Origin of the sequence: Vibrio sp. 05-20-BW147, from assembly GCF_013369385.1 — a bacterium.
GTDB classification, from domain to species: domain Bacteria; phylum Pseudomonadota; class Gammaproteobacteria; order Enterobacterales; family Vibrionaceae; genus Vibrio; species Vibrio floridensis.
On sequence record NZ_SZTO01000010.1, the window covers coordinates 47804 to 73321 of the forward strand.

Below are 25518 nucleotides of genomic sequence, written 5' to 3' on the forward strand. Positions count from 1 at the left end.
AAAATCACTCTTTGAGTGTGGGATCGGGTTTGCCAGCAAACACGCGCACCACCAGTTTTTGCACCCAATTGCCATAGGGTGGCGCAAACAACTGAATCGGAAACCAATCACGCATTTTCAAGACGGTGCGTGCGTGGCTAAGTTCACGAAAGCCCTCTTCGCCATGGTAGTTGCCGATGCCGGAATTGCCGATGCCGCCAAACGGCACAGAATGGTTGAGCACATGCCAGCCCCAACCATTGATGGTGACACCGCCACTGTGGGTTTGAGTGAGCAAGGTTTCACGTTGTTTTGGATGATGGCTGAACAAGTAACACGCTAGAGGCCTTGGCCGTTGGTTGATATAGTCGATGACCTCTTCGATGGCCTGAAAGGTGTGAACCGGTAATAGAGGCCCAAAGATCTCTTCTTGGCAGATACGCATATCTGGCGTCAGGTTGGTCGCAATATACAGCGGCGTTTTTCGCCCTTCTCCAGGTTCAAGACATTGGGTAATCGTCGCTCCTTTGCTTCGCGCATCCTCAAGCAAGCTATGGAATCGCTGGTACTGCGCGTCATCGACTAGCGCGGTGTAATCTTGATTGGCCTTGATATCACCGTACATACTTTGATGGGCAGATTTCAACGCATCAACAAAGGCTTCTTGCTTACCTTCAGGCACAAACGCGTAATCGGGAGCGATACAGATTTGCCCAGAGTTGAACCCTTTACCATGCGCAATTCGCTGCGCTGCTTTTGCTATCTCATAATCATCAAACACCACCACTGGCGACTTGCCCCCCAGCTCTAACGTTACCGGCGTGAGATTGGCGGCAGCGTTTGCCATGATGATCTTTCCGCTCGCAGGGGACCCAGTAAACACCAAATGATCAAAAGGTAAATGTGAAATGTCCATCGCTTCTGGATGCGTACCTTCTACGATACGAACTAGATTTGTTGGGTAGATCTCGGCAAGCATGCGACGGAGCTGTCGCGTGGTTTGCGGGCAATTGGGTGGCATCTTGATCATACAGCGATTGCCTGCGGCTAACGCCGTGATCATCGGGCCTATCGAGAGATACAACGGGAAATTCCAAGGGCAGATAATACCTACCACGCCTTTCGGCTGATAACGAACCTCCAGTTGATTGCCTTTAAACAACCACTCTGTCGCTCTTCGGCTGGGCTTCATCCACCCCTTTAAATGTTTGAGTACATGGTTGATATCAAGAATTGGCGCAAGCACATCCGCCATGATGGACTCGGTATGACTTCGACCTCCAAAATCTTGACTCATTGCTTCTGCCAGTACGTCTTGATACCGAGAAAGTTGTTTTTTTAGCGCCAGTAATCGATGTTTTCTCACCAAGTAGCTCGCGCTAGGCTCTGCTTGATAAGCCGTTTGTAATTCGGAAAACCACGTTGCAAGTTCGCTTGCTGTGGCGTCATGGGTTGCCATCACTCCTTGATCGCGATGTACGTCCCTATCTTGCCTAGCCAGTACATTCATGTTTCTCTCCCACGGTGCAATGCAAATGATTACAACATTTTGATAACATGACGCACAGGTTACAAAAAGACAAAAAACGGTGATATTCGGACAAAATTATCTTAAGGTGACTGAATCGCACCTCAGTCCGCGCTAGGATGACGTTGAAATGGAGAGGGACAATGAAATACGTTGCCGTTTATGAACCGGATGCTCAAGCTTGTGGCATTTTAGATCTGCAGCTACTCAACCGCTATTTGGAATCAAAAGTCAGCATTGACTCACTGCTGCTCGGCAGTGGTCTCAGCGTTTCGCAACTCTATACTCCGGACACGCACATCACACTCGCACAAAAATTGGCGATTTTTAGCAATGCCTTAGCCCATTCAGAAGAGGGCGGATTAGGTCTACGCGTCGGTCAGCAAGCCCGATTTAGTGATTTTGGCGTGCTGGGTTACGCGATATTTAGCAGCAATACGCTCTTCGACGCGATGATGATTGGTTTTAAGTACCTGCGATTGGCCGGCCCTGTGCTCAAAAAGACCATGGGTATCGAAGGCCATACCGGCTATTTTCGCGCCGAACAATTGATTGATTTGCAATCTCTTTTGCCGTTTTGTTGTGAATATTGGTTTGCTGCAATACACAGCTTATGCGAAGAAGTGATGCAAAAGCCCTTCCCTTCCACGATTATCCGATTCCCCTATCCCGAACCGGAATACAGTGAACTCTATCGGCAAATATTTCACTGCCAAATCGAGTTTAACAGCCCACGTTTAGAGTGGCAGTTTGATGCTAGGAGTTTGCAAGAGCCTCTTCCCGCGGCCAATACCGCCACACTGCAACTGTGCCTTAAATCGTGCGACGAAATGTTGGAGAAAGTAAGCGGCAAAGCAAGCCTCAAGGAAAAAATCACCCAAATGTTTGTGGAAAGACCAGGGTATTATCCGTCTATTGAAACCTTGTCCGCCGAACTTGGCATGTCCTCAAGAACCCTTCGCCGTCGCTTGAAAACAGAAGAGAGTAGCTACCAACAAATCTTAGATCATGTGCGCTTCCATTTTGCCCGCCACTACCTTGCTTCCACGAAAATGAGCATTGAAGAGATTTCAGAGCGTGTTGGTTTTTCCGATAGCGCCAATTTCCGTCACGCATTTCGCAAATGGAGCGGCGCGTCACCGAAGCAATTTCGTCAGCAAGCGCTGACTCGCCCTGAGCTTCATCAACAATAAAAAAACGCCCGCGATGATCATCGCGGGCGTTTGGTTTTATCGCTATTGAGTTTACGCTTCAAACTCTTCGATCATCTGTTGCGCTTCACTCTTCGGTTTCTGCTCTTGGCCAAAGCCACGCAAACCGACGACATGCACGTGTTCGTGATCTTTAAACACTTTACGCACCAGTTTATAAGTGGTGCCTTTCTCTGGGCTGATGTTCTCTGGCGCAGCGATAAGAAGTTGCATATCGAGGCGATCACAGAGCTCAAACAGTGTTGAGATCGATTTCGCATCCAGACGCGCCGCCTCATCAAGGAATAGCAAACGACACGGTACGATGTCTTTACTACGCAGACGACGTGACTCTTCTTCCCAGCTTTGCACCACCATCAAGAGAATAGATTGGCCAGTACCAATCGCTTCACCAGTAGACAGTGCACCCGATTCCGCTTGTAGCCAACCATCAGAGCCACGGTTTACTTCAATGCTCAATTCAAGGTAGTTGCGGTAATCCAGCAGTTCTTCACCCAAAACTTGTGGTGAACGCTGCCCCATATCAATGTGCGGGTTAACGCGCTGGAACAGTTTCGCCATCGCTTCAGAGAAGGTGTAACGTGCCGTTTCAAACAGATCTTTATGCTGTTCTTGCTGCGTGGCGAGACCATTCAGTAACACTTCATGGCTTTCGCGCACTTTCACATTGAGTCGAACTCCCTTCACCTGGCCAAACGAGATATTGGACAAACCTTGGTTCAACATGCGAATACGGTTCTGTTCACGTTGGATGGTTTTCTTAATGATGCTCGCCACCGACTCAGAACTGATGGCCAAGCGGTTTTCACGCATGGTCAACTCTTCAGTCAGACGAGCCAGTTCCACTTCCATCTCTTCAATCGCTTCGACCGGATCATCGGTATGGATGATGTCTTGGCGAATACGCTCACGTAAGTGCTGGTAAACCGCAATGTAGAACAAGACTTTGCGTTCAGGACGCGCGTTATCTTCAGATAGTCGCAGTGCATCACGCAGATCATCATTGTTGGCAACCGCAAGACGCAGTGCACCCAGTGATTTATCCGACATGGAACGCAGTTCACCCGCCGACAAGTAAGCCAGCTCACGCTTGTGTAGGCGGCGCTCTACGTCATTTTCACGTGCTAAACGCAGTACTGAGCACCAGCCTGCTTTCGCTGCAACGACAAACGTACGCAGTTCAACGTACTCTTTTTGCACCTTCTTCAAGCGCTTGGCGAGTTCTTTCATGCCCAGCTCTGTTGAAGTAAGGGTACGTTCGTACTCGCTCTTACGGCTGCGTGAGGTGTGCAAACGCTCGTGAAGCTCATCACGACGACGAATCGCGCGCTCCAACGCCCCTTCATCGGCACTGACACCAAACTCTGCCAGCTCTTGCTTAAATTCTTGAACCGTTTCCAACTTCGCTTGGTATGAACTCTTTAGAGAGGCCAACACTTGGTTGTATTGGTTCATCTGATCTTGCTGCTGCCTGAGCTCATCACGGTAACGGCTACGTGCACGTTCCGCTTCCACCAATTTCGCTTTTAGCTGTTCACTCAGCTCGCTGCTCTTGCTAAGCAGATCAACCGAATCGGCGTAAGCAAAATAGTGGCGACGTTCAACCAAATCCGACAAGGCGAAGATTTGCTTCTTCAACGCTTGCAATTGGCTATCTGCACTTTGATATTGCGCTTCCAGTGCATCGAACTGCTCAGGATCAGCGTCAAGCACCGCTAATTGGCTTTCTAACTGCTCAACCGCTTTGGCGTGTGCGTTTAAGAACTGCTTCGCATCGGCCAACTGAGCAATTTTCTCTTCCAGTTCCGCGAAGCGCTCTCCGATGGTGTCATCGCTGATCACCGCCATCATCGGTGCCAATTTATCCAGCATGGTAAGCGCTTGCTTACTGTTTTGGATTTGGCTGCGCATCTGCTGCTCTTTCGCTTCCAACTCAGCCAGAGTACGCGTCAGTTGGTTGCGCTTATCGCGCGCAATCACAAGTGCTTGCTCAGGATCCGCAGCAAAGGCCACTTGGATGTGCTCAGCCACAAACTGGTTAAACACTTGGAATAAACGCTGCATTTTCTGCGCGTCAAATGCCGCTTTCGCGTGCTTTTCAACGACTTCTTCGCGCTCGCTACGCAGCAGCTCTAGACGTTGTTCACGTGCTGCGCGACCAAACAGCGGGATCACAGGGAAGCGAGAGTAACGCATTTGACGATCGTTCAAACGCACGCACACTGCGCCCTCTAGCTCTTCCGCTTTGATTGAGCTGTCATCAAAGGCATCCACATCGCCTTCAATGATGTAAAGATCCTCAGGGCAGTCATCGAGTTCCACCAGCTTTTCTTCGATGCCCGACAAATCGGACACCACAATCGCATGACGTGCAGGGCCGTACATCGCACTGAAGTAAGGCGCATCGTCAATGGTGATGTCGTCATAGATCTCAGAAAGCAAGACACCGCCTAGCGTATCCGCTAAACCTTTCAAACGTGGGTCATTAGAACCACCAGGAGAGGCCAGACGTTCAATTTCACTTTCCAGTTGGCTGCGACGCTCTGCCAGCTTGTCTTTGGCTTGAGAAAGCTGTTTCTCTTGCTCAAGAACTTGCTGCATTTGTGACATCACCGATTGGCTATCCGCCAGCTCTGCGCCACTTTGCTCACGCAGTTTTTCGAGTGCATCATTGGCCGCAATCCATTTTGGCGCGATCGCCTGAAGCTGCGTGATGTCACTTTGTAAATCTTGCTCCTGACGGCGCTGCTCGCTACGCAATTCGCGATTCTCTTCCAACGCAATCTCAAGAGAGTCAAGTTGGGCATGATGACGTTCACGCTCTTGCTCAAACATCACTTCATCATCAAGCGTAACTTGGTGTGCTTTTTGGTATTCCGCGACCAAGGCTTGCGCTTGGTTTTGCTGATTCAAGCTACGTTCTAAGTCACGATGCTGCGCGCGCCATTGGTTTTCGTTTTGCACCACTTGCTGAGCGGAGCGGGCTTGTTGAATGGCCGCTTTCGCATGGCGAGAAGCCTCTGCACGTTCAACTTGACCAGCAATGCTGTGCACCAATTTCAGCGCATTTTCAAACTGCTGTGCGGCCGCGGAGGACATGTCCAGTTTGTGCTTTAGCGCCAATAAGGCTTGAGTCTGTTCCGCTTCGCTTTGGGTTAACTGCGCCACCAAGGCTTGCGCAGATTCAGCGGTTAACGTGCTGTCAGACAAAAGCACTTTGGCTTTTTCTAGCGCTTGAACTGCCTGTTGATATTGAAGCGCGCGAGTTTGCTGCACATCCAACGCCTGTTGGTAATCGGCCAACTGCGTTTTCAAGCTGTCTACTTCGTTTTCTGCGACGGTAGACTGCTCTTCGGCCATTAAGACGCGCTCTTGCGCTTCTTCCACGACCATGGATTGCTCTTCAAGACGCTCATTCAGCTCTTCAAGATCTTCTTGGTAACGCTCGATTTTCTCTTGCTGACGCAAAGCATTTTGCACCAACTGCAAATGGTCAGAAGCGCCTTGGTAGTCTTGCTCCAATGCCGATTCTGATTCAATCAGCATTTCCAACTCTTGCTGAACTTGGTTCAGTAAGCGGTTTTGCTCAATCAGTGTCTCGCGCGAGCTAAAGAGTTCAGAGCGTAGTGACAAACTTTGCTCTAACTTCTTGTGACGCTCATTGGCGTGACGCATATAGTCTGCCGCCACATAATTGGTGGATTCCGTGATCAAATGCTTGAAAAGATCGCGGTCAGCTTGCGTCGTTTTGATCGCTTCCAGCGTCATACGGTTTTCACGCAATGCCGATTCCATATCTTGGAACGCTTTCTTAACCCCACCATTTTGTGGCAACAGGTAGTCACGCAGCGAACGAGTAATCGCACTCGAAATACCGCCATACAATGAAGCTTCAATCAGGCGGTAGAACTTCGAACGGTCGCTCGAGTTGCGTAATTTCTTCGGAATAACGCCAAACTCAAACATCTGTGCATGGTAATCGACAATCGAAGAGAAGCTCTTAAACTGAACGCCCTCATACTGAGCAACGCTCTCTTTCACTTCGTTGATTTGACGAACGCGCGCCTGAGTGGCCGAGACGGATTCAATCAGCACATCCGTTGGCTTCACATGACTTGGCAAGCCTTGAATCACAAACGGCTTGATGTCCACTTTTTTGTCACGGCCCGCCACTTGCTGTAGCTTCACCGCAAACAGTAAGCGTTGATTGCGTGAGTTCACCACATCCAATGCCGCGTAACAGGCACCCGGTTGTAGCTTACCGTAAAGCCCTTTATCGCGAGAGGCTTGGCTGCTGCCCGCTTCGGTTGTGTTACGGAAATGCAGCAAACTTTGGTCTGGAATCAACGCGGTAATGAACGCCGCCATCGTGGTTGATTTACCTGCACCATTGCCCCCTGACAGGGTGGTGACCAATCCATCAATATCAAAGGTACGAGCGAAAAAGCCGTTCCAGTTGACCATGGTCAGCGATTGATATTTACCTCTTTCAATCATGCTTCACCTTCTAATTCAGCTTGCTCGTTATAATCCTGTTCTTCTTCGTCAGCCAGTAGGCTTGCCTGAGTCGGCTCTTGAGTGTGAACCACCGCTTCACCATCGCGGATCAAACGCAATTGCGCTTCGCGAATATCATCTCCCGCGCGCACATCCGCACCAAAACGGAACACCGCTTCACTGATGCTGAATTTGCCGCTGTCTCCCACATTGATGATCATGCCTAAACGGCGTAAACGTCTTAATGAGGTGCGTACTTTTTCGAACAACTTTTCACGGTCGAGATCAGACCCCGATGCTCGGTTGGTCACCAATTTCATCAGTTTCTTTTCATCGGTCAGTGCGATCAGCTCTTCATACAACTCTTGATTGGTAAAGATACCCTCATGTGCCAAACGCTCTGGGCTCAAGTAAAGGAAACAGAGCACCTTACCCACCAACATGTCCAGCTCAGAGAGCACACTGCGGGCAATCAATGAGGTTGAACGCGGACGAAGGTAAAAGAAACCTTCTGGCGCTTTCACCAATTCGGTATTGTAACGTTGATAAAAAGCCGACAGCTCAACTTCGTAATCCGATAGCAGTGCGTGGTTATCTAAATCTTCACTCGAGATGTGACGACCTGCACGCAGCATGCTATCCAATGCTGGAAACAGCGGGTTGCAAATCGCTTTGGCCAGATTTTCTGGCATGTATTCATTAATATCGGTCGATGACATTTGCTTGTACCTTTGCGCCGTAGTCGTTAATTGCCTGCCAATCTGGCTGAATCGCTTGGTAATCCGATTCGGAATAACCCATGCGCACCGCTTGGTCGATAACGATACGAGCTAAATCGAAATGATGAGTGCGAGGGTGCTGCGCGAGATAATCTTTGAGAACGATGCCGAGATCGATCGGCTTGCCGTTATCTTTATGTAGGCGCAACATCTCGCCGATACGCTCGGCAAGCTCATCATTGACTTGTTGAAACTCTTCATATTCCACTTCAAGTGGCACTTGTCCGGTCACTTCGTCGTCACGCAGCACTAAGGCTTCATCACGCAAATCGCTCAAACGCTCAGCATCTGCGTAAGTGAGATACCATGGCATGTCGAAGTAATCTTTGACCGATTGGCGTAGACGAGTACTGAAGATTCGGTTTTTATCCATATCAATCGCGGTACGGATAAATTTGTGAACATGGCGGTCGTAACCGATCCACAGATCGATGGCTTGTTGACCCCAGCTGGTGATGCGATCGAGCTTCATCTGCAACCCAAACAGAGTTTCTTCGATAAACTCGAGTTCTTCATCCCCATAGACCAACTCTTGAATATCCAAGATCTGAGTTTGCAACTCATCCCCTGCCGCTTGCAGCGTATCTTGCAGCTCTTTGAGCGTGTTCGAGGTTTCTGAAAGCAGTGACTCACAGTTGTTGATCGCTTCACGCCAATCTTTGTTCAGCAGATCGGCAATTTGCTGTTTAACCGATTGTTGTTGCTCATCCATCACGCGTTGGTTGAGATCGATTTGATCAAAAATCTCACCCACAGAATATTTCAGCACCGCATAGACATTTTTTTTCCAATGCCCTGCCGTCCCGCCTTGCTTGGCTGCTTCAATGGCTTTCGCCATTTCGCCAGCCACCATGGAGAGCTGAATCGATAATCTAAGCTTGGAGAATTCTCGATGACGGACATAGTAGTCGGTAATGCCGATCGCCAACGGCGAAAGACGGTAGATACTGGCACCTTCCGTCATTTCGCTGGTAAAGCGGCTGATCAGGCGCTGCTTAACCAACTCATTGATGGCGTTGTTGGCGCGAAACGCTGAGGCTTCACCCGTTTCTTCAAACAGTCGAGTGACGATAGTAAACGCATCATGCAGCTCACCTTCACCCAACTCTTCATCAAACCTTTCGTTACTTAATACAGCGATGGCGATGAGAAACGCCAATCGCTCGGTGGTCAGGTTCAATGAGAAATCGTGCTGCTTAACCCAACTAACCAATTCATCGATTGGTTGCTCTGCAGCATTGAGAGTTGTCTCACTCATTGTTATTCCTGTTTATCTTTCTTCTTAGCCCACACATGAATGTATCGGCCCAGCGAGAGGTAAGGCTCTTGGCGACACAGACGTCGTTCCAACTCGAGCACATCCTCGTACTGGTAATCACCCATATTCTGTCTGTTCCCTATATAATCACTGAAACAGCGAATACCGGATTTTCCATAAATTTCAAAACCTGCGTCTTCAATCCACTGATAAACAGATTGAGGTTCTAGGCCTTTTTGCGGTTGCAGCTTAAAGCGTTTGCGATGAGGCATACCCTCAAGAATATGTGGGATATTGCCACAGACCACATTCTTATAAACCAAGCCATGGTGGTTGTAGAACATAATAGACGCGGCGCCACCCGGTGCGACTTGTTCTAATACCGTTTCCAACGCGGATTTTGGATCCGCCAACCATTCCATCACAGCATGAAACATCACCACATCGACGGGCTCTGCTAGGTGCTCACCAATCTTCTGCACCGGAGAATGGATCAGCCGATACTGCTCAAGCAAGCCATTTTTTGCAATATCCTGCTCTGCTAATTGCAGCATTTCAGAAGATAGATCACATAAGGCAATGCGATGTCCGAGTTTGGCAAGCTTTTGTGACATTTGTGCCAACCCGCCCCCCGCATCCAATACGGTTAGAGGCGGTTTGGCCTCGTCAAAGGTGGCTAACAATTGTTGAAGATCTTCCCAAACAATCACTTGGCGAATCTCGCCTTTGTCTGACCCGTAAATATTTTTTGCAAATTTGTGGGCAATATCGTCGAAATTACGGTCTTGGTTCACAGCAGCTTGAGTTATCATATCTAATCGTGCTGCTATTCTGTCATAAGGAAAGCAGATATAAAGAGGCATTCTCTTATTTTTATTATCAAGTGATGTTTTTTCGGACTATTTCTGTATGTTTGAGCTGAAAAAAGTGCTCTCGGCACTGTTAATGCCTTTGCCAGCACTACTTTTAATAGGCTTAGCTGGTCTGATGCTGATTATGTTTAGCACCAGACAAAAAACGGGGTGTTTCATCATATTATTCTCCTTTTTGGGGATATTCTTGGTTTCTTTCCAACCCGTTGCCAGCAAGTTATTAATGCCATTAGAAAGGCAATACTCTGTATTTCTACCCGAAGTACAAACCGTCGATTACGTCATGGTATTGGGCAATGGCCATGTGGTGGATGATCAAATCCCCCCTACGTCTGAGTTAAGCCGTACTTCGTTGATGCGTTTGACGGAAGGGATTCGTATTTTAAAGATGTATCCGGGCTCAAAATTGATTCTGTCTGGCTATGCGGGCGGCTCAGAAACCAGCCATGCGCGCATGATGGCGAATGTGGCTTTGGCTCTGGGTGTCGCGAAATCAGACATTATTCTTCTTGAAGATGCCAAAGATACTTGGGAAGAAGCGAGACAAGCAGCGGCGTTTGTGCGTCAGAAACAGCTGGTTTTGGTTACTTCTGCCAGCCACATGGCACGTGCAATGAAAGAGTTTCATGACGCTGGCATAACGCCGTTACCCGCGCCAACAAACTACCTTGCGCAAAAAAACATCTCTCAAGCTTGGGATAGATATGCCCCTAAAGCCATCTACCTTGAGCAAACAGAGCGCTACTGGCACGAAACCCTTGGGCAGCTATGGCAAGGCATGCGAGATTTGCTTCTTACTGACGAACAAATCATGGCAGAGAATCGGGCATCAAAATGATGCTTCATGAGCTGCAAAAAACAAAAAAAGAGCTTACTCAGCTCTTTTTTGTTTGTTAATTTTGGCTTTCTAAACAACGCCTAGTCGCCAGCAAACATGTAACCTTCACCGTGTACGGTCACAAAAATTTGTGGGTTCTTAGGATCAAACTCCATTTTAGCTCGCATACGACGAATCAAAACATCGATTGTTCTGTCGTTTGGCGCATCAACGCGATGGCTGATCATGTTGAGAATGCGCTCACGACTTAATACCTGATTTGGGTAAGAAGACAGTGCCACCAGCAGCTCATATTCTGCCTTGGTCAACTTCACTGGCTCACCATTATGACTCAACGCTCGACGATGAATATCGAAGGTCCAATCACCAAAACGGACAATATGGTCTTCGTTTTCTGCGTCTTGGTGTTTTGAGCCACCACTGCGCGTAAGCGAAATTCGCCACAACAAGTTTTTCACTCGAACCAGCAGTTCACGTAACTCAAATGGTTTGGTGACGTAGTCGTCTGCCCCCATCTCCAAACCAACAATTTTATCTATGCTATCCGTGCGTCCGGTTACCAGAATAATGCCAATGTCCGATTGGCTGCGTAGTTCACGGGTCAGCATCAAGCCATCTTCGCCTGGTAAGTTAATGTCTAACATCACCAAATCAACGCAGCTATTTTGCAAAATATGGCGCATCTCAGCACCACTTTCCGCTTCACTTACTGTGTAACCTTCTTTTTGAAAATAACCCGCAAGTTTACTGCGAGTCACTACATCATCTTCTACGACTAATACGTGATAGCTCATTTACACCACTTCATGTCATTTCTGTCTACACGGGCAGACATTCTATTCATAACTAGTAACATTTCTAGTCATACTTCGTTTGAAATGCAAGTATCTTGATTTTTATTGATTCAAAACAAGCTTAATATCAAGCTATTAATAAGCATAATTATCTTTATATTTTTCTTAACAATAGGCGTTATTGCTATTCATTTTTTTTGGTTACACTTATAGGAGATTGATTTAGGAGCGATAAATGATGCAAGAGATAAAAGCCTTTAATGAAAAACGTGCGGAAATATATTGGTGGCTTTCCAGCTTGTTTGCCAAAGAACTGACACAGAAAGAGCTCGATAAATATCAAAGCATGGAAATTAGAGCGTTTTTAACTGGATTGGCTGAGAACGATTCGCTACGTCCATCGATTGATGACTTTGTCGATGCCCTCAATCGTCTGGTTGACCGTCAAGATGCACAACTGGAATTATCCGCGGATTTTTGTGACCTGTTTTTGAAAACCGCAAAACACGGTGCGCTTCCATACGCATCAATTTATCTCACAAAAGATGGCCTGCTTAATGGTGATCCGGCACAAAAAATGGACGCTTGGCTTCAAAAACATGGCGTACAGGTCAATCAACAATTGAATGAACCTGCCGATCACTTGGCCATCATGCTCGATTTTCTTGGCAACCTCATCATTCGCTCCAATGAACTTGAACAAGAGCGTCACATGGAAGAAGCGTTTGTCGAACAAAACGACTTTCTCCAAGAAATGTTACTCTCTTGGCTTCCAAGCTTTGCTGTTCGTGCAAAGGAATGTGATGAATTTGGTTTCTATTCCAGTGCGATAAAACTACTTGTCGCATTTTGTAAGCTGGACAGCGACTATTTAGTTGGATAATAATTACGCCCTTATCAATAGAGCAAACACTCGGTTACACTTTAACCACTAAAGTGTGAACGCGGATACAGATTTCGCGGTTCGATTAGGTTGCCAGCTTTGCCGTCACAGTCTAAAATTGAGACCGCAATCGATAAAACATGATTTTAATGCAAACCGCTGAAACACAGCGGTTTTTGTGTTTTTTTAAGCTAAGCTGCTGCTTTTCTAGTGTGTCTTCTTTTAAGGCGAAATCGGAGAAAGGTAGCAAACCGTGTTGCCACGAATGTACTTCATTTCAACTGGCAACCTAGGACAGGACAATACCTATGGCCACAATAAAAGATGTCGCACGTCTCGCTGGCGTATCAACTACAACGGTTTCTCACGTAATCAATAAAACCCGATTCGTGGCTGAAGCCACTCAAGAAAAAGTCATGAAAGCGGTTGACGAGCTCAACTACGCACCGAGCGCAGTGGCTCGTAGCTTAAAGTGCAACACCACCCGCACTATTGGTATGCTGGTTACGCAATCTACCAACTTGTTCTTTTCTGAAGTGATTGATGGTGTAGAAAGCTACTGCTACCGTCAAGGCTACACACTAATTCTTTGTAATACTGGCGGTATCTACGAGAAGCAACGTGATTACATTCGCATGCTTGCCGAAAAACGCGTAGATGGCATTTTGGTGATGTGTTCAGACCTCACCGAAGAGCTGCGCGAAATGCTTGATAAGCATGCAGATATTCCTAAAGTAATTATGGATTGGGGCCCAATCAGCTCACAAGCCGATAAAATCATCGATAACTCAGAAGAAGGTGGCTACTTGGCCACTAAGTACCTGATTGACAACGGCCATACAAAAATCGCCTGTTTGAGCGGCCACTTTGAAAAAGCCGCGTGCCAAGAGCGCATCCAAGGCTTTAAACGTGCGATGAAGGAAGCCAATATCACAGTCAACGAAGATTGGATCCTTGAAGGGAACTTCGAATGCGACACGGCAGTGATGGCAGCTGACAAGATCGCGTCGTGGCAAGATCGCCCAACGGCAGTCTTCTGCTTCAACGATACCATGGCACTGGGTTTGATGAGCCGTCTTCAACAACTAGGGCGTCGTATTCCAGAAGACATCTCTGTGATCGGCTACGACAATATCGAGTTGGCAGAATACTTCTCGCCACCATTGACAACAATCCACCAGCCAAAACGTCGTGTCGGTAAAAATGCATTTGAGATCCTTCTCGAGCGTATTAAGGATAAAGAGCACGATAAGCGTATATTTGAAATGCACCCAGAGCTCGTTATTCGCGACACAGTTAAAAAAATCAATTAGTTAACACTAATATTCTAAAGCATCCAAGTCTGGGTGCTTTTTTTTATTCTTAGTAAGTGATTTGTTAAGTCAAATTCTGTTCAGTTCTTAAAATCGAGCACTCATTCACTTAACTGCAGCTATTACTTGAAGCAATGTCACACTTTTAATCTCAAAATGTGATGTTACTCCAATAGAAATCGTATTCTTTAAGTGTCACGCACAGGGCAAACCATCTGAAAAGGTGGGACGCAAAGCCTCCGGCCTAAACCATTCATAATTTGGTAGGTAGCGGGGTTACCGATGGCAAAAATGCATAACAACAAGTTTACCCATTAATGACATTGTATTTGCATTGGTTTGCTAATCTCTCGGACCTGATTTGGTGGCGTAATTGTAATTACACCGAGATAACACATCATGGATAAACCGATACTCAAAGATTCAATGAAGCTTTTTGAGCAACTTGGTGCGATAAAGTCTCGCTCTATGTTTGGCGGGTTCGGCCTTTTTGCAGATGAGACGATGTTTGCGCTCGTTGTCAAAGACCAGCTTCATATTCGCGCGGATCAAAAATCGACATTACTTTTCGAAAAGAAAGGACTAAAACCATACGTTTATACCAAGCGTGGGTTTCCAGTTGTCACTAAGTACTACGCGATCTCTGATTCGCTTTGGCAAGACCAAAATGCGCTTCTGTCCGTAGCGAAACAGGCACTAAAGAGTGCAAATAGTGACAAGCAGCAACAAGCAACTGCAAAACCGGATAGACTTAAAGACCTCCCTAACCTACGTTTAGCCACCGAACGAATGTTGAAGAAGGCAGGTATTGAAACCGTAGAACAGTTGGAATCGCAGGGCGCTGCTCGCGCGTATCAAGCGATTAAAAACACACACACGGGCTCAGTCAGCTTAGAGCTGTTGTGGGCACTTGAGGGCGCAATTAAAGGGACGCATTGGAGCGTTATCCCTCAACAACGACGTGATGAGTTAGTGAATAACTTGTCTTCATAGTAAGACAAAGTGACTATTGAGTTATAGACTAGAAACCACACCCCTACAGGTGTGGTTTTTTCGTATGGCACGAAATTATTTCTTTTTCACTCGGGTCTGATTACAACGCTATCTGGAGAATCTATCAATGAACAAAAAACTCGTATTCGGACTGTTGCTTATCACCACTATCATCTTATTGGGTGTTAACTTTAGCCAATACCTCACCTTAGAAAACGCTAAGGCGCAGCAAGTCGCTTTAACTCACTTTATTGAAGATAACTTCTGGTTATCCGCCATCAGCTATTTCATCCTTTACGTCGCTTTGACTGCTTTTTCTGTACCAGGGGCGACCGTCGTCACACTGCTTGGCGCTGCTCTCTTTGGTTTTTGGTTTAGCCTACTTCTGGTTTCCTTTGCCAGTACCATAGGGGCCACCATCGCATTTCTAAGCAGTCGTTACCTATTGAAAGAATGGGTCCAGAAGCGATTTGGAGACAAACTGAACTCGGTGAATCAAGGTGTTGAGAAAGATGGCGCGTTTTACCTATTTTCACTTCGCCTGATACCGATATTCCCATTTTTCTTAATTAACTTATTAATGGGGTTAACCCCTATCTCTATCAGTCGTTACTACGTCACTAGCCAAATTGGCATGTTGCCCGGCACGGCGGTTTACCTCAATGCTGGGACTCAGTTGGCAGAGATCAATACCTTATCTGGTATTTTGTCACCGGCTGTCATCGCCTCTTTTGCTTTACTTGGTGTATTTCCAATCGCTGTTAAGTGGTTGATGAGCAAGTTTCGTCCACAGTTCACGTCTCAGTAGAATGCCATTATGAGAGTGTTTACGGCTAATACACCGATAGAAGCGCATATTGTTTGTCAGTTGCTACTTAATGAGCAAATACTGTGTGAAGTACGTGGTGAAGGTTTATTTGGTCTTAAAGGGGAGCTTCCAGCCACAGACGACACCAATCCTTATGTATGGCTGTTGGAACCAAATAAGCTGGCGTTTGCGAAAACAGTCGTGGAGAGTTACCAAAGCCAATGTACATCTGTTGCCAATTGGCAGTGTAAGCACTGTGGCGAGGAAATTGAAGGGCAATTTGGCGCTTGTTGGTATTGTGGTTCTACACTCGAATAAGTATAGGATTTCGATAGAAAGTGAGATGGTAATAGAGAGGAGCTTGGCACTCCTCTCACTCATGTTAGATTTGACGTTGGATAAACTCTATCGAGTGCTGGTTAAACTCTTCTGACTTTTCTACGTTACAAACATGACCACAATCTTTAATTTCACGCAGCTCACTTCGCCTATGTGCAGCAACCATCTCTTTGACGGGCTTAATAAACATATAGTCCCTATCCCCCATCAAATAGAGCGTCGGAATGGGTAGTTCTCGCTCTTTGAAGTAGCGCATCAAAGGGTTGACTTCCGAAGCGAGAATAAACCATCGTTTGAACTCTTTTTGACAGAGCTTCTTTGCTTCTCTAATAAACAAATGCCGCGATTCTTGTTGATTTCTTTGTGGCATAACAATGTAGGCAAACAGTTTGTAAAGCCACATGTAGGGTAAGATGTGCTTACCTATATTCCCTAAGGAAACCAATACTCTAGAACGAGCATCCAAACGCGTAACGGCACCACCTAATACCATAGACTTCACTCTTTCACTCGCCATCTCCGCTAAATTGCGAACGATAATTGTCCCCAAGGACATGCCCACAAAGTGGGCAGAATGAATTTTTAAATGGTCCAATACCTTAACAATATCTTTTGTCACTTCGCCAAATGTGTAGCGGTTGCTCATCAGCTCTTTTAACAGTTGATTTGATTTACCATGACCTCTCAGGTCAACGAGCAATAAGTTAAAGTGTTGCTTGTATGCCTTTATTTGCTTAAACCAAATCGAAGAACTGCCACCAGCCCCATGCACGAATACCACCCATTCTTGACTGGTAGGATGAAGGTAGGTTTTATGAAACAGTAACGTTTGAGCCATATTGACACGCCAATAAAAAGTTAGCTTAAAGTCTAGAACAAGATTTTCCGCGGTTGAATAAAGCCATCACATGTCGGTATCTTGAACCTTGGTATCGAGAAGCAAGAATCCTACCATATAACGCTTCTATTTCTATTTGTGTTCCGTTAAAAAACGTAAAAAGGCACCATATTCGGTGCCTTTCCATTCATATTTCAGAACTTTTACTCTATTTTAGAGCAGATAGATACAACTCTATGTACTCTCGCGCGGCTGTGTTCCAGCAAAAATCTTGTTCCATCGCGTATAGCTGAACTCGTCGAAGCTCTGTTAGGTTCTGTGCATACAGCAACAACGCTCTTTGCATGGTAATCAACAATGCTTGAGCGGTAGGCTCATAGAACACAAATCCTGTTGCACTCTGCGCATCAACATCGTAATCGCTCACACTGTCTTTTAATCCACCGACACCACGCACGATAGGCAAGGAGCCATACGCCATGCTATAGATTTGATTTAAGCCACAAGGTTCAAACTCAGATGGCATAAGGAAAAAGTCTGAGGCAGCTTCCACCAAATGAGCCAATTGATTGTTGTAAGCTTCGACAAAAACAAATTTGTCACCAAATTGCGCAGCAACGTCACGCAATTGAGCGGCTAAAAGCGGATCTCCCGTTCCAACTAGAACCAGTTGAACGTCGTGTTTTAAAAAGTCAGAGAGGATTGGCAGAAGGTAGTGAACACCCTTTTGATGGGTTAGTCGGCAGACCATACCAAACATAGCAACATCTTTGACCGGCAAACCAATTTGCTCTTGAAGGGCACGTTTACAACCGTTTTTCCCACGAACCATACTTTGCTTGGTGGCTTTATAGTTTATTGGCAAGTAGGTATCGGTGTCAGGATGCCAAGCTGAGTAGTCGCAACCATTGAGAATGCCTACGAGATCATCCGCTCGCGTTTGAAACTCCCATGCCATGCCATGGCTACCTAACTCAGTTTTCAGCTCTTCTGCATAAGTTGGGCTAACGGCATTAATTTTATCCGCATTCATCACGCCCGCTTTTAGCATGGTAATGTGAGTACTGCTGACTGCCGCATCAGGAACGTGACGACAATGAAACTCTGGAAGGCACTGTACCTCCTCGTAGTTAAACACACCTTTAAAGACCGCATTATGGATCGACAAAATGCTCTTTGTTTGTGCAAAAAACGGATCCTGACCGTAACGGTGCTTAAGCAAAAATGGGACGAAGCCTGTATGCCAATCATTGGCATGAACAATATCCGGTTGAAAACCTATCTTTGCCAGCATGTCTAAACATGCGGCGCTGAAAAACGCAAAACGCTCACCGTTATCGGTGTAAGCTTGATTGTTTTCAGCGTACATCGACGGACGATCAAAATAGTGAGCGCACGCAATGAGATAGACAGGCGTGTCGCCCAAGACACGCTTTTTTACTTGATAATGAGTATGAGGCCAAGATTCTAAGTGTGTGTCCAAGATGATTTCATCATCACTCAATCCAGGAATCATGGTATAAGCCGGAATGGCAATTCTTGCATCTTGGTTGAGATTGACGAGAGCTTCAGGCAGTGCCTTGGCCACATCGGCCAAGCCACCACTTTTGATCAAACCTTCAACTTCAGACGCTACAAACAGAATCGACAAAGCGTTAGTAGCCAACTCTTGCTCCTTTTGGAATTACAACGATACCCTCTTCAGAAACATGGTAGAGTTTCTTATCTTCTTGCAGGTTGACACCAATTTGTGTGCCTGGTGCTATATCTACGTCTTTATCCACTATTACACGACGAAGAACACAACCATCACCTACTTTAACGTCACCAAGCAGAATCGACTCACTGATATCACAAGCCGATGCAATGTTGCTACGATATCCCAATACTGACTTTTCAATACGCGAACCACGGACATAACTGCCATTACAAACCAAACTATCAATAATTTGTACACGACCGTTATCAGAGTCTGTAAACGTTGCAGGAGGCAACGGTGGTTGATAAGTATGCAGCGGCCATTTGCGGTTGTATAACGAGAAAGGCGCGTCTTTCTTCAGCAGATCCATATGAGCTTGCCAGTACGCATCAATGGTACCGACATCACGCCAATAGACTTGCTCTTTTTCCCCAGAAATTCGGTTTTGGCTAAAGTCGTACACGAATACGTCACCACGCGGGAACATTTTTGGAATAATGTCCTTACCGAAATCGTGAGATGAATTTTCATTGTCCGCGTCTTCAATCAACTCAGCGAACAACACATCCGCTTCAAAGATATAGTTACCCATTGAAACCAAGGCAAAGTCTGGATCACCTGGAATCGATTTTGGCGCTTTAGGCTTTTCCTCAAAACCCACCATACGTCCCTCTGCGTCCACTTCGATAACGCCAAACTGAGAAGCCTCAGATAATGGCATTCTAAGCGCCGATACAGTGAGCGCCGCTTCCTTCTCTTTGTGGAACTGAAGCATCTGCTTGATATCCATCTTATAGATGTGATCCGAACCAAAAATACACACTTGCTCAGGCTCAGATAGCTCCATAAAACGTAGATTTTGATAGATTGCGTCCGCAGTGCCTTCGTACCAACGTTTGCCAGTGCGCATCTGTGCTGGAATAGGGTCTATGAATCGATCAGTAATACCACTGATATTCCACCCTTTCTTCATATGATGGAACAGAGATTGAGATTTAAACTGAGTTAACACGTAGATACGCATCAAGTCTGCGTTCACAAAGTTATTTAACGCGAAGTCGATTAAGCGGTAACTACCGCCGAAAGGCACCGCGGGTTTACTACGAGATTCCGTCAAAGGACGTAGCCTTGAACCTTCACCGCCAGCAAGAATCATTCCCAAAACACCAGCCATTCGTTGTTCTCCATTTCGTTATAGCTAGGAAACTCAGTCATTAGAATCAATGGGGGATGACTGAGCATAATTTAACCACCCGTACCAAGCCTTGAATTGTTTAAGCCGAATCATTTTTGATCAAGGCATTACATTAATATTGCACGAGTTTCGTATAAGTTATCTCACTTCCTACAAAAAACAATTTCAAATAAGGTATTGTGTGCTGCGTGCATTTGTTACTTTAGCAACTCGTTATCTAAGTCACACTCGAACAGGTGTTTATTTACATATCCTGATCAGCAGCGTTACACATTTCCGACACTCGCAATCTCTAGTAGATATGAACAGAATAAGTCAGGCATATGATACTGACATGACAGAAAAACCGGAGTGTTAAATTATCGCTCTCATCAACCTCTGAGTCTCTTGTACTTGGTCATAAAAAAAGCAGCCTTCAAGGCTGCTTTTCAATTAAGGAGATCGTCTACTTTGCGTTCTTACGTTTATCCGTCACTTCCCATTTACCATCGACATAAAGCGCAGTCCAACCTGTCGGTTTTCCATCGACTTCAGTGCGTACATAGTTTTCTTTGGTTTTACGGCTAAAACGAACAACTGCTTCAACCCCATCAGGGTCTTGTGCCGGTGCTTCTGCGAGGTGTTTGTATTTCTCTGGCAAGCGCTCAGTAAATCGAGCGAGTTCAGAAACCAACGGCACGCGCGTTTCTCTTGATTTCGGGAAATTACTCGCGGCAAGGAATAAGCCGGCAGCACCATCACGAAGAACGAAGTACGCATCTGAATTGCTGCATGGCAGTTCAGGGAAGTGAACTGGATCTTCTTTTGGTGGTGCGACTTCACCGTTTTTCAGAATCTTACGCGTATTCTTACAAGACTCACTGGTGCAATCCATATACTTGCCGAAACGGCCATTCTTCAGCACCATGTCCGAGCCACATTTATCACACTCGACAACAGGACCGTCATAACCTTTCACTTTGAACTCGCCATGCTCGACTAAGTAACCTTCACAGTTTGGATTGTTACCACATACGTGCATCTTGCGTTTATCATCGATCAGGTATGCATCCATCGCGGTTTCACAGATAGGACAACGTTTCTTTGCTCGTAGTGCCGCTGTTTCCACGTCTTCTTCAAGCACGTTGATGATGCCATCTTCGTCCCCTAAGTTAATCGTAGTTTTGCAGCGCTCTTTCACTGGCAACGCGTAACCAGAACAGCCAAGGAAAACCCCAGTAGACGCAGTACGAATGCCCATTGGACGTGAACAGGTCGGACATTGAATATCCGTCATCACGATATGATTGAGCTTCATACCGCCATGTTCTTCGTCTTCTTCAGCGCGCCCGAGATCGGTGGTGAAGTCTGCAAAGAACTGATTGAGAACCTCTTTCCAGTTCACATCGCCCTCGGCGATTTTATCCAGTTTCTCTTCCATGCGAGCAGTGAAATCATAGTTCATCAGATCGTTGAAACTGTTATCTAGGCGGTCAGTCACGATCTCGCCCATTTTTTCTGCATAGAAACGGCGCTGTTCGACCTTCACATAACCACGATCTTGGATCGTAGAAATGATGGAAGCGTATGTGGATGGACGGCCAATACCACGCTTCTCAAGCTCTTTAACCAAGGCGGCTTCGGTAAAACGCGCAGGCGGCTTAGTAAAGTGTTGTTTTGGCTCTAGAGACTCTAGGCTTAGCTTATCACCCACTTGAACCGCTGGAAGGATCGTATCTTCATTTTTGCCCAGTGGACGCTGTACGCGAGTCCAACCATCAAACTTCAGAATGCGGCCTTTGGCTTTGAGCGTATACTCTGCCGCTTTAACGCTCACTGTCGTTGAGTCGTACTCTGCTTCGGTCATTTGACAGGCAACAAACTGATTCCAAATTAGGGCATACAGCTTGTGTGCATCGGCATCCACACCCTCTAGAGCATCTGATTTGATATTGACATCAGAAGGACGAATCGCTTCGTGAGCTTCTTGAGCGCCCTGCTTGCTACCGTAAACCAACGGTTCAGAAGGTAAATAACGCGCACCAAACTCATCATTGATGTAACCACGTACCGTATCTACGGCTTCTTGGCTTAAGTTGGTCGAATCTGTACGCATGTAAGTAATATAACCTGCTTCATACAGACGCTGGGCCAACATCATGGTTTTCTTAACGCCGTAACCTAAACGCGTACTGGCAGCTTGCTGTAGCGTTGAGGTAATGAATGGTGCTGAAGGTTTGCTCTTAGTTGGGCGGTCTTCACGCTTACAAACTTCAAACTGTGCTTTTTGCAGAACCGCCAGTGCTGCGTTGGTTTCCGCTTCATTGACTGGACGGAAAGCATCACCCGACTTTTGTGCCACCAAAAGCTTGAATGGCATGGTTTCTTGCGTCAGCGTGTTGGCGTGAATGTCCCAAAACTCTTCTGGAACAAACGCTTTAATTTCACGTTCACGTTCTACCAGCAATTTCACTGCAACAGACTGTACGCGGCCGGCAGACAAGCCGCGAGCGACTTTCTTCCACAATAATGGGGAAACCATAAAGCCAACCACGCGGTCCATAAAACGGCGTGCTTGCTGGGCATTAACACCATCCATGTTCAAGTGGCCAGGCTTTTTGAAGGCCTGCTGGATAGCATTCTTAGTAATTTCGTTAAAGACAACTCGTTTATAGCGCGCTTCATCACCACCGATGATCTCACGAAGATGCCACGCAATAGCTTCCCCTTCGCGGTCCAAATCGGTTGCGAGATAAACAAAGTCAGCATCTTTGGCGAGTTTCTGTAACTCACTAACGACCTTCTCTTTGCCAGGCAGAATTTGATAGTTTGCCGCCCAATCATGATATGGGTCGATACCCATTTTTTTGATCAGTGCGTTACGATCTTTCTCTTCTTTAATACGAGCTTTTTCTTCTACGCTCATACCCTTGGTGGAAATGGCTGCCGCTTTTTCACCTGTACTTTGACCTGCTGTAGGCAAGTCACGAACATGGCCGACACTCGACTTAACAATAAAGTCTTTTCCAAGATATTTATTGATCGTTTTAGCCTTAGCTGGCGACTCCACTATAACGAGCGATTTACCCATATTGACTCTAACGTCCTTTAAAAATGATCACATTACTCTTATTTACGGGATAAAAGTAATCGGTACATTGTACTATTTCATTGCTTCTTTTTTTACTATTGTGCGAGATGAAAAGAAGATCAACTGCTTTTTTACATTTCGAATTCGTTTGGTCGACAATTCATCGCTCAACATTAAATAACGGCTTTTGCTTCTATCGACAAAAATGCGGAAACTGTAGACCGACGTATACTAAGCAACGGAGGAATTTTGTTGCTAATAAAAACCTAATTTTTCTGTTGCGCGTCACAAAACGTTTTATGATCGACATCAATCAAAACGATGCTATCCACTTCTTGCGAAAAATTGAGATTGAAATCAACTTCTAAAACCCTAGACTAGTTTTGATAAAACATAGTACAGGTCTAATACAATGAGCGATAAAAAATCGATTTCTCAATTCGAATTGTTGTTAATTGCTAACCACATCATCCAAGAACATGACGACTATATTGAAGGGATGAGAGCAACCAGTGTTGAAGAGAAAGACGATGTCCTTGTCTTCAAAGGCGAGTATTTCCTTGATCAAAATGGTCTACCAACCACAAATACAACCGCTGTTTTCAACATGTTCAAATATCTTGCACACCATCTATCAAAAGAGTTCACGCTCGAAAAATAACCCGCTGAAAACAAGCAAAAAGCCTTGGATGAAACCAAGGCTTTATTATTTGCGTATCTCGCCATTTTTTAAGCAAACTGGCTTAACTGAGCCAGTTTTTCAAAGTAATCTGGGAATGTTTTCGAGGTACATTTAGGATCGTTGATTGTCACTGCCGTGTCGCTCAGTGCCACCAATGAAAAGCACATCGCTACACGGTGATCATCATAGGTGTCAATTGCAGCATGTTTAAGCTGTTTTGGTGGCTTCACAATCAAGTAATCGTCACCTTCCTCAACCTCCGCGCCCACTTTCCGTAGCTCTGTTGCCATTGCGGTTAAACGGTCGGTTTCTTTCACACGCCAGTTGTAGACATTGCGAATGGCCGTTGTTCCCTCAGCAAACAAAGCTGTTGTCGCGATCGTCATCGCAGCATCGGGAATATGATTGTAATCCATATCGATGCCTTTTAGCTGACCTACGCGGGAAATGACGTAATCTTCTCCCCACTCAATTTCGGCACCCATTTTCTCAAGAGCATCAGCGAAATGGATGTCTCCCTGAATGCTATTTTTGCCGATTCCCGTTACCTTGATCTCGCCACCTTTAATTGCGGCAGCAGCTAAAAAATAAGACGCTGACGAGGCATCACCTTCCACCAAGAATTGGCCTGGCGATACATAGTTTTGACCGGCTGGAATAACAAACTCTTGGTAGGCATTGTTGACCACATCCACACCAAATTGCTTCATGATGTGCAGTGTAATGTCGATGTAAGGTTTTGAAACGAGTTCACCGACAATATGAATTTTCACTTCACCTTGTGCTAACGGTGCCGCCATTAAAAATGCTGTTAAGAACTGGCTAGAAATAGAGCCGTCAATATTTACAGTTCCCGCCTGCAAGCCTGTTGCGTTGATTTTCAACGGTGGGTAGTTTTCGTTTTCAAGATACTCGATTTGAGCACCCGCTTCTCTTAAGGCATCCACTAAATGCCCAATAGGGCGCTCTTTCATTCGCGGTTCGCCCGTCAGTACAAACTCCCCTTTGCCCAAACAAAGCGCTGCGGCAAGTGGGCGCATCGCTGTACCGGCGTTGCCTAAAAACAGCTCCTGAGCCTCAGTCGCTGTAAACGGACGGCCTAAGCCTTCCACAACACAAACGGTTTTGTCGTCAGAGAGCTCATAATGCACGCCAAGCTTCGTTAGCGCATTCAGCATATGACGGATATCATCACTGTCTAACAAGTTAGTGAGTCGCGTTGTGCCTTGAGCAAGGGCAGCCAATAACAGGGCGCGGTTAGAAACACTTTTTGAACCAGGCAGGTTCACTTCACCATTGACTTTTTTAATCGGTTGTAACGTAAGGCTTTCCATTAATTGAGTTAATCCTTGAGTCCCGTTTTCCTTAAGGTGGGGACTTCAACTTATTCTTCGTGACTTCAGACTAACGAAAAAGAACCGATAAAACCAGTGTAAATGAGTGAATAATTACTCAAATCTAAAGTGCTAAATCAACCCTAACTCCATCATCAAAATAAAGTATCCGAATCTTATCCGCACGGTTGAATAACATACTCTTATCAACGTCCTGAATAACATTAATCAACTGCCCTTTTTCCGTCTTAATCAACAGTTCAACCAGTTGATATTCAATGCGGTATTCACTTTGACCTTGGTTTTGTACGATGACAGCGCCCGCTACTGCGCCAATGGCTGTTGCAACCTCTTTCCCAGTTCCTCCTCCAAACTGATTTCCAACTAAACCACCTATCGTGGCACCGAGTAATGTTTTCCACCCTTCGGCTTGAGAGCGCATAATCTCCTGTTGAGAAATGTATCGAACCGATTCCACTTCGCCATAAATGACTTTATTCACTGGCTTTGCTACATTCCTCTCATAGTTTGCGTGCACTAGAAACGGCATAAGCAGCAGGCAATACAACCATTTTTTCATAAACATCTCCTCAAACCGGACTATAGAT

At 46.0% G+C, this 25518-nt stretch carries 20 protein-coding genes and 1 riboswitch; of the genes, 8 read left to right on the plus strand and 12 right to left on the minus strand.

Going from position 1 to position 25518, the window contains the following annotated elements:
• Positions 1 to 4 precede the first annotated feature (4 nt).
• Complete coding sequence (locus tag FC652_RS10570) at positions 5 to 1489, minus strand: coniferyl aldehyde dehydrogenase (RefSeq protein WP_101957207.1); 1485 nt, start codon at positions 1487 to 1489, stop codon at positions 5 to 7.
• A 161-nt stretch (positions 1490 to 1650) separates the two neighbouring features.
• On the opposite strand from FC652_RS10570, the gene FC652_RS10575 reads away from it, so the two are divergent.
• Complete coding sequence (locus FC652_RS10575; protein WP_013571411.1) at positions 1651 to 2700, plus strand: AraC family transcriptional regulator; 1050 nt, start codon at positions 1651 to 1653, stop codon at positions 2698 to 2700.
• 51 nt (positions 2701 to 2751) lie between these two features.
• Here FC652_RS10575 and mukB read toward each other — a convergent pair whose 3' ends face one another.
• The 4 genes from mukB to cmoM are packed head-to-tail and all read right to left on the minus strand — an operon-like array spanning position 2752 to position 10064.
• Entirely contained in the window at positions 2752 to 7215 is a 4464-nt protein-coding gene (gene mukB, locus FC652_RS10580; RefSeq protein ID WP_176298529.1) for a chromosome partition protein MukB, read from the minus strand.
• Positions 7212 to 7934 (minus strand): chromosome partition protein MukE, encoded by a 723-nt coding sequence (gene mukE, locus FC652_RS10585; RefSeq protein ID WP_011080023.1) that lies wholly within the window; start codon positions 7932 to 7934, stop codon positions 7212 to 7214. Before mukE ends, mukB begins: the two co-directional genes overlap by 4 nt.
• Positions 7915 to 9252, minus strand: coding sequence for a chromosome partition protein MukF (gene mukF, locus FC652_RS10590; RefSeq protein ID WP_011150799.1), 1338 nt, complete (start codon positions 9250 to 9252; stop codon positions 7915 to 7917). The genes mukE and mukF overlap by 20 nt, the downstream gene beginning before the upstream one ends.
• 2 nt (positions 9253 to 9254) lie before the next feature.
• Positions 9255 to 10064 (minus strand): tRNA uridine 5-oxyacetic acid(34) methyltransferase CmoM, encoded by an 810-nt coding sequence (gene cmoM / locus FC652_RS10595; RefSeq protein WP_237286525.1) that lies wholly within the window; start codon positions 10062 to 10064, stop codon positions 9255 to 9257.
• 97 nt (positions 10065 to 10161) lie between these two features.
• On the opposite strand from cmoM, the gene elyC reads away from it, so the two are divergent.
• The gene (gene elyC, locus FC652_RS10600) at positions 10162 to 10962 is read left to right on the plus strand and encodes an envelope biogenesis factor ElyC (RefSeq protein WP_176298531.1); all 801 of its coding nucleotides are present in this window, start codon (positions 10162 to 10164) and stop codon (positions 10960 to 10962) included.
• Positions 10963 to 11042: 80 nt separating this feature from the next.
• Here elyC and torR read toward each other — a convergent pair whose 3' ends face one another.
• Entirely contained in the window at positions 11043 to 11756 is a 714-nt protein-coding gene (torR, locus tag FC652_RS10605) for a two-component system response regulator TorR (protein WP_013571408.1), read from the minus strand.
• Positions 11757 to 11991: 235 nt separating this feature from the next.
• Here torR and torD point away from each other — a divergent pair, with 235 nt between their 5' ends.
• From torD to FC652_RS10630, 5 genes are all read left to right on the plus strand, one after another.
• Complete coding sequence (gene torD / locus FC652_RS10610) at positions 11992 to 12639, plus strand: molecular chaperone TorD (RefSeq protein WP_176298532.1); 648 nt, start codon at positions 11992 to 11994, stop codon at positions 12637 to 12639.
• Positions 12640 to 12947: 308 nt separating this feature from the next.
• Complete coding sequence (gene purR / locus FC652_RS10615) at positions 12948 to 13952, plus strand: HTH-type transcriptional repressor PurR (protein ID WP_176298533.1); 1005 nt, start codon at positions 12948 to 12950, stop codon at positions 13950 to 13952.
• Positions 13953 to 14147: 195 nt separating this feature from the next.
• A riboswitch (cyclic di-GMP riboswitch) is annotated at positions 14148 to 14236 on the plus strand.
• 115 nt (positions 14237 to 14351) lie between these two features.
• Positions 14352 to 14945 (plus strand): TfoX/Sxy family DNA transformation protein, encoded by a 594-nt coding sequence (locus tag FC652_RS10620; RefSeq protein ID WP_176298534.1) that lies wholly within the window; start codon positions 14352 to 14354, stop codon positions 14943 to 14945.
• A gap of 127 nt (positions 14946 to 15072) precedes the next feature.
• Positions 15073 to 15753 (plus strand): TVP38/TMEM64 family protein, encoded by a 681-nt coding sequence (locus tag FC652_RS10625; protein WP_176298535.1) that lies wholly within the window; start codon positions 15073 to 15075, stop codon positions 15751 to 15753.
• Between the two features lie 9 nt (positions 15754 to 15762).
• A complete protein-coding gene (locus FC652_RS10630; protein WP_176298536.1) occupies positions 15763 to 16071 on the plus strand; it encodes a DUF2007 domain-containing protein in 309 nt (102 codons plus the stop codon).
• A 64-nt stretch (positions 16072 to 16135) separates the two neighbouring features.
• Here FC652_RS10630 and FC652_RS10635 read toward each other — a convergent pair whose 3' ends face one another.
• The 4 genes from FC652_RS10635 to topA all read right to left on the minus strand — a co-directional run bounded on the left by FC652_RS10635 (position 16136) and on the right by topA (position 22894).
• Entirely contained in the window at positions 16136 to 16930 is a 795-nt protein-coding gene (locus tag FC652_RS10635) for an alpha/beta fold hydrolase (RefSeq protein WP_176298537.1), read from the minus strand.
• Between the two features lie 208 nt (positions 16931 to 17138).
• Positions 17139 to 18596 (minus strand): glycogen synthase GlgA, encoded by a 1458-nt coding sequence (glgA, locus tag FC652_RS10640; protein WP_176298538.1) that lies wholly within the window; start codon positions 18594 to 18596, stop codon positions 17139 to 17141.
• Entirely contained in the window at positions 18586 to 19803 is a 1218-nt protein-coding gene (glgC, locus tag FC652_RS10645; protein WP_176298539.1) for a glucose-1-phosphate adenylyltransferase, read from the minus strand. The genes glgA and glgC overlap by 11 nt, the downstream gene beginning before the upstream one ends.
• A gap of 466 nt (positions 19804 to 20269) precedes the next feature.
• A complete protein-coding gene (gene topA, locus FC652_RS10650; RefSeq protein ID WP_176298540.1) occupies positions 20270 to 22894 on the minus strand; it encodes a type I DNA topoisomerase in 2625 nt (874 codons plus the stop codon).
• Positions 22895 to 23306: 412 nt separating this feature from the next.
• Here topA and FC652_RS10655 point away from each other — a divergent pair, with 412 nt between their 5' ends.
• The gene (locus FC652_RS10655; RefSeq protein ID WP_176298541.1) at positions 23307 to 23555 is read left to right on the plus strand and encodes a YciN family protein; all 249 of its coding nucleotides are present in this window, start codon (positions 23307 to 23309) and stop codon (positions 23553 to 23555) included.
• A 68-nt stretch (positions 23556 to 23623) separates the two neighbouring features.
• On the opposite strand, the gene aroA is transcribed toward FC652_RS10655, so the two are convergent.
• Complete coding sequence (gene aroA / locus FC652_RS10660) at positions 23624 to 24910, minus strand: 3-phosphoshikimate 1-carboxyvinyltransferase (RefSeq protein ID WP_176298542.1); 1287 nt, start codon at positions 24908 to 24910, stop codon at positions 23624 to 23626.
• A gap of 124 nt (positions 24911 to 25034) precedes the next feature.
• Positions 25035 to 25490: a glycine zipper 2TM domain-containing protein gene (locus tag FC652_RS10665; protein WP_176298543.1), complete on the minus strand. Its 456-nt coding sequence runs from the start codon at positions 25488 to 25490 to the stop codon at positions 25035 to 25037.
• Between the last annotated feature and the right edge of the window lie 28 nt (positions 25491 to 25518).

Bases quoted from the DNA above. Each gene is read 5' to 3' on its own strand.
- FC652_RS10570 (WP_101957207.1), bottom strand. From the start codon at position 1,489: ATGAATGTACTGGCTAGGCAAGATAGGGACGTACATCGCGATCAAGGA.
- FC652_RS10575 (WP_013571411.1), top strand. From the start codon at position 1,651: ATGAAATACGTTGCCGTTTATGAACCGGATGCTCAAGCTTGTGGCATT.
- mukB (WP_176298529.1), bottom strand. From the start codon at position 7,215: ATGATTGAAAGAGGTAAATATCAATCGCTGACCATGGTCAACTGGAAC.
- mukE (WP_011080023.1), bottom strand. From the start codon at position 7,934: ATGTCATCGACCGATATTAATGAATACATGCCAGAAAATCTGGCCAAA.
- mukF (WP_011150799.1), bottom strand. From the start codon at position 9,252: ATGAGTGAGACAACTCTCAATGCTGCAGAGCAACCAATCGATGAATTG.
- cmoM (WP_237286525.1), bottom strand. From the start codon at position 10,064: ATGATAACTCAAGCTGCTGTGAACCAAGACCGTAATTTCGACGATATT.
- elyC (WP_176298531.1), top strand. From the start codon at position 10,162: ATGTTTGAGCTGAAAAAAGTGCTCTCGGCACTGTTAATGCCTTTGCCA.
- torR (WP_013571408.1), bottom strand. From the start codon at position 11,756: ATGAGCTATCACGTATTAGTCGTAGAAGATGATGTAGTGACTCGCAGT.
- torD (WP_176298532.1), top strand. From the start codon at position 11,992: ATGATGCAAGAGATAAAAGCCTTTAATGAAAAACGTGCGGAAATATAT.
- purR (WP_176298533.1), top strand. From the start codon at position 12,948: ATGGCCACAATAAAAGATGTCGCACGTCTCGCTGGCGTATCAACTACA.
- FC652_RS10620 (WP_176298534.1), top strand. From the start codon at position 14,352: ATGGATAAACCGATACTCAAAGATTCAATGAAGCTTTTTGAGCAACTT.
- FC652_RS10625 (WP_176298535.1), top strand. From the start codon at position 15,073: ATGAACAAAAAACTCGTATTCGGACTGTTGCTTATCACCACTATCATC.
- FC652_RS10630 (WP_176298536.1), top strand. From the start codon at position 15,763: ATGAGAGTGTTTACGGCTAATACACCGATAGAAGCGCATATTGTTTGT.
- FC652_RS10635 (WP_176298537.1), bottom strand. From the start codon at position 16,930: ATGGCTCAAACGTTACTGTTTCATAAAACCTACCTTCATCCTACCAGT.
- glgC (WP_176298539.1), bottom strand. From the start codon at position 19,803: ATGGCTGGTGTTTTGGGAATGATTCTTGCTGGCGGTGAAGGTTCAAGG.
- topA (WP_176298540.1), bottom strand. From the start codon at position 22,894: ATGGGTAAATCGCTCGTTATAGTGGAGTCGCCAGCTAAGGCTAAAACG.
- FC652_RS10655 (WP_176298541.1), top strand. From the start codon at position 23,307: ATGAGCGATAAAAAATCGATTTCTCAATTCGAATTGTTGTTAATTGCT.
- aroA (WP_176298542.1), bottom strand. From the start codon at position 24,910: ATGGAAAGCCTTACGTTACAACCGATTAAAAAAGTCAATGGTGAAGTG.
- FC652_RS10665 (WP_176298543.1), bottom strand. From the start codon at position 25,490: ATGAAAAAATGGTTGTATTGCCTGCTGCTTATGCCGTTTCTAGTGCAC.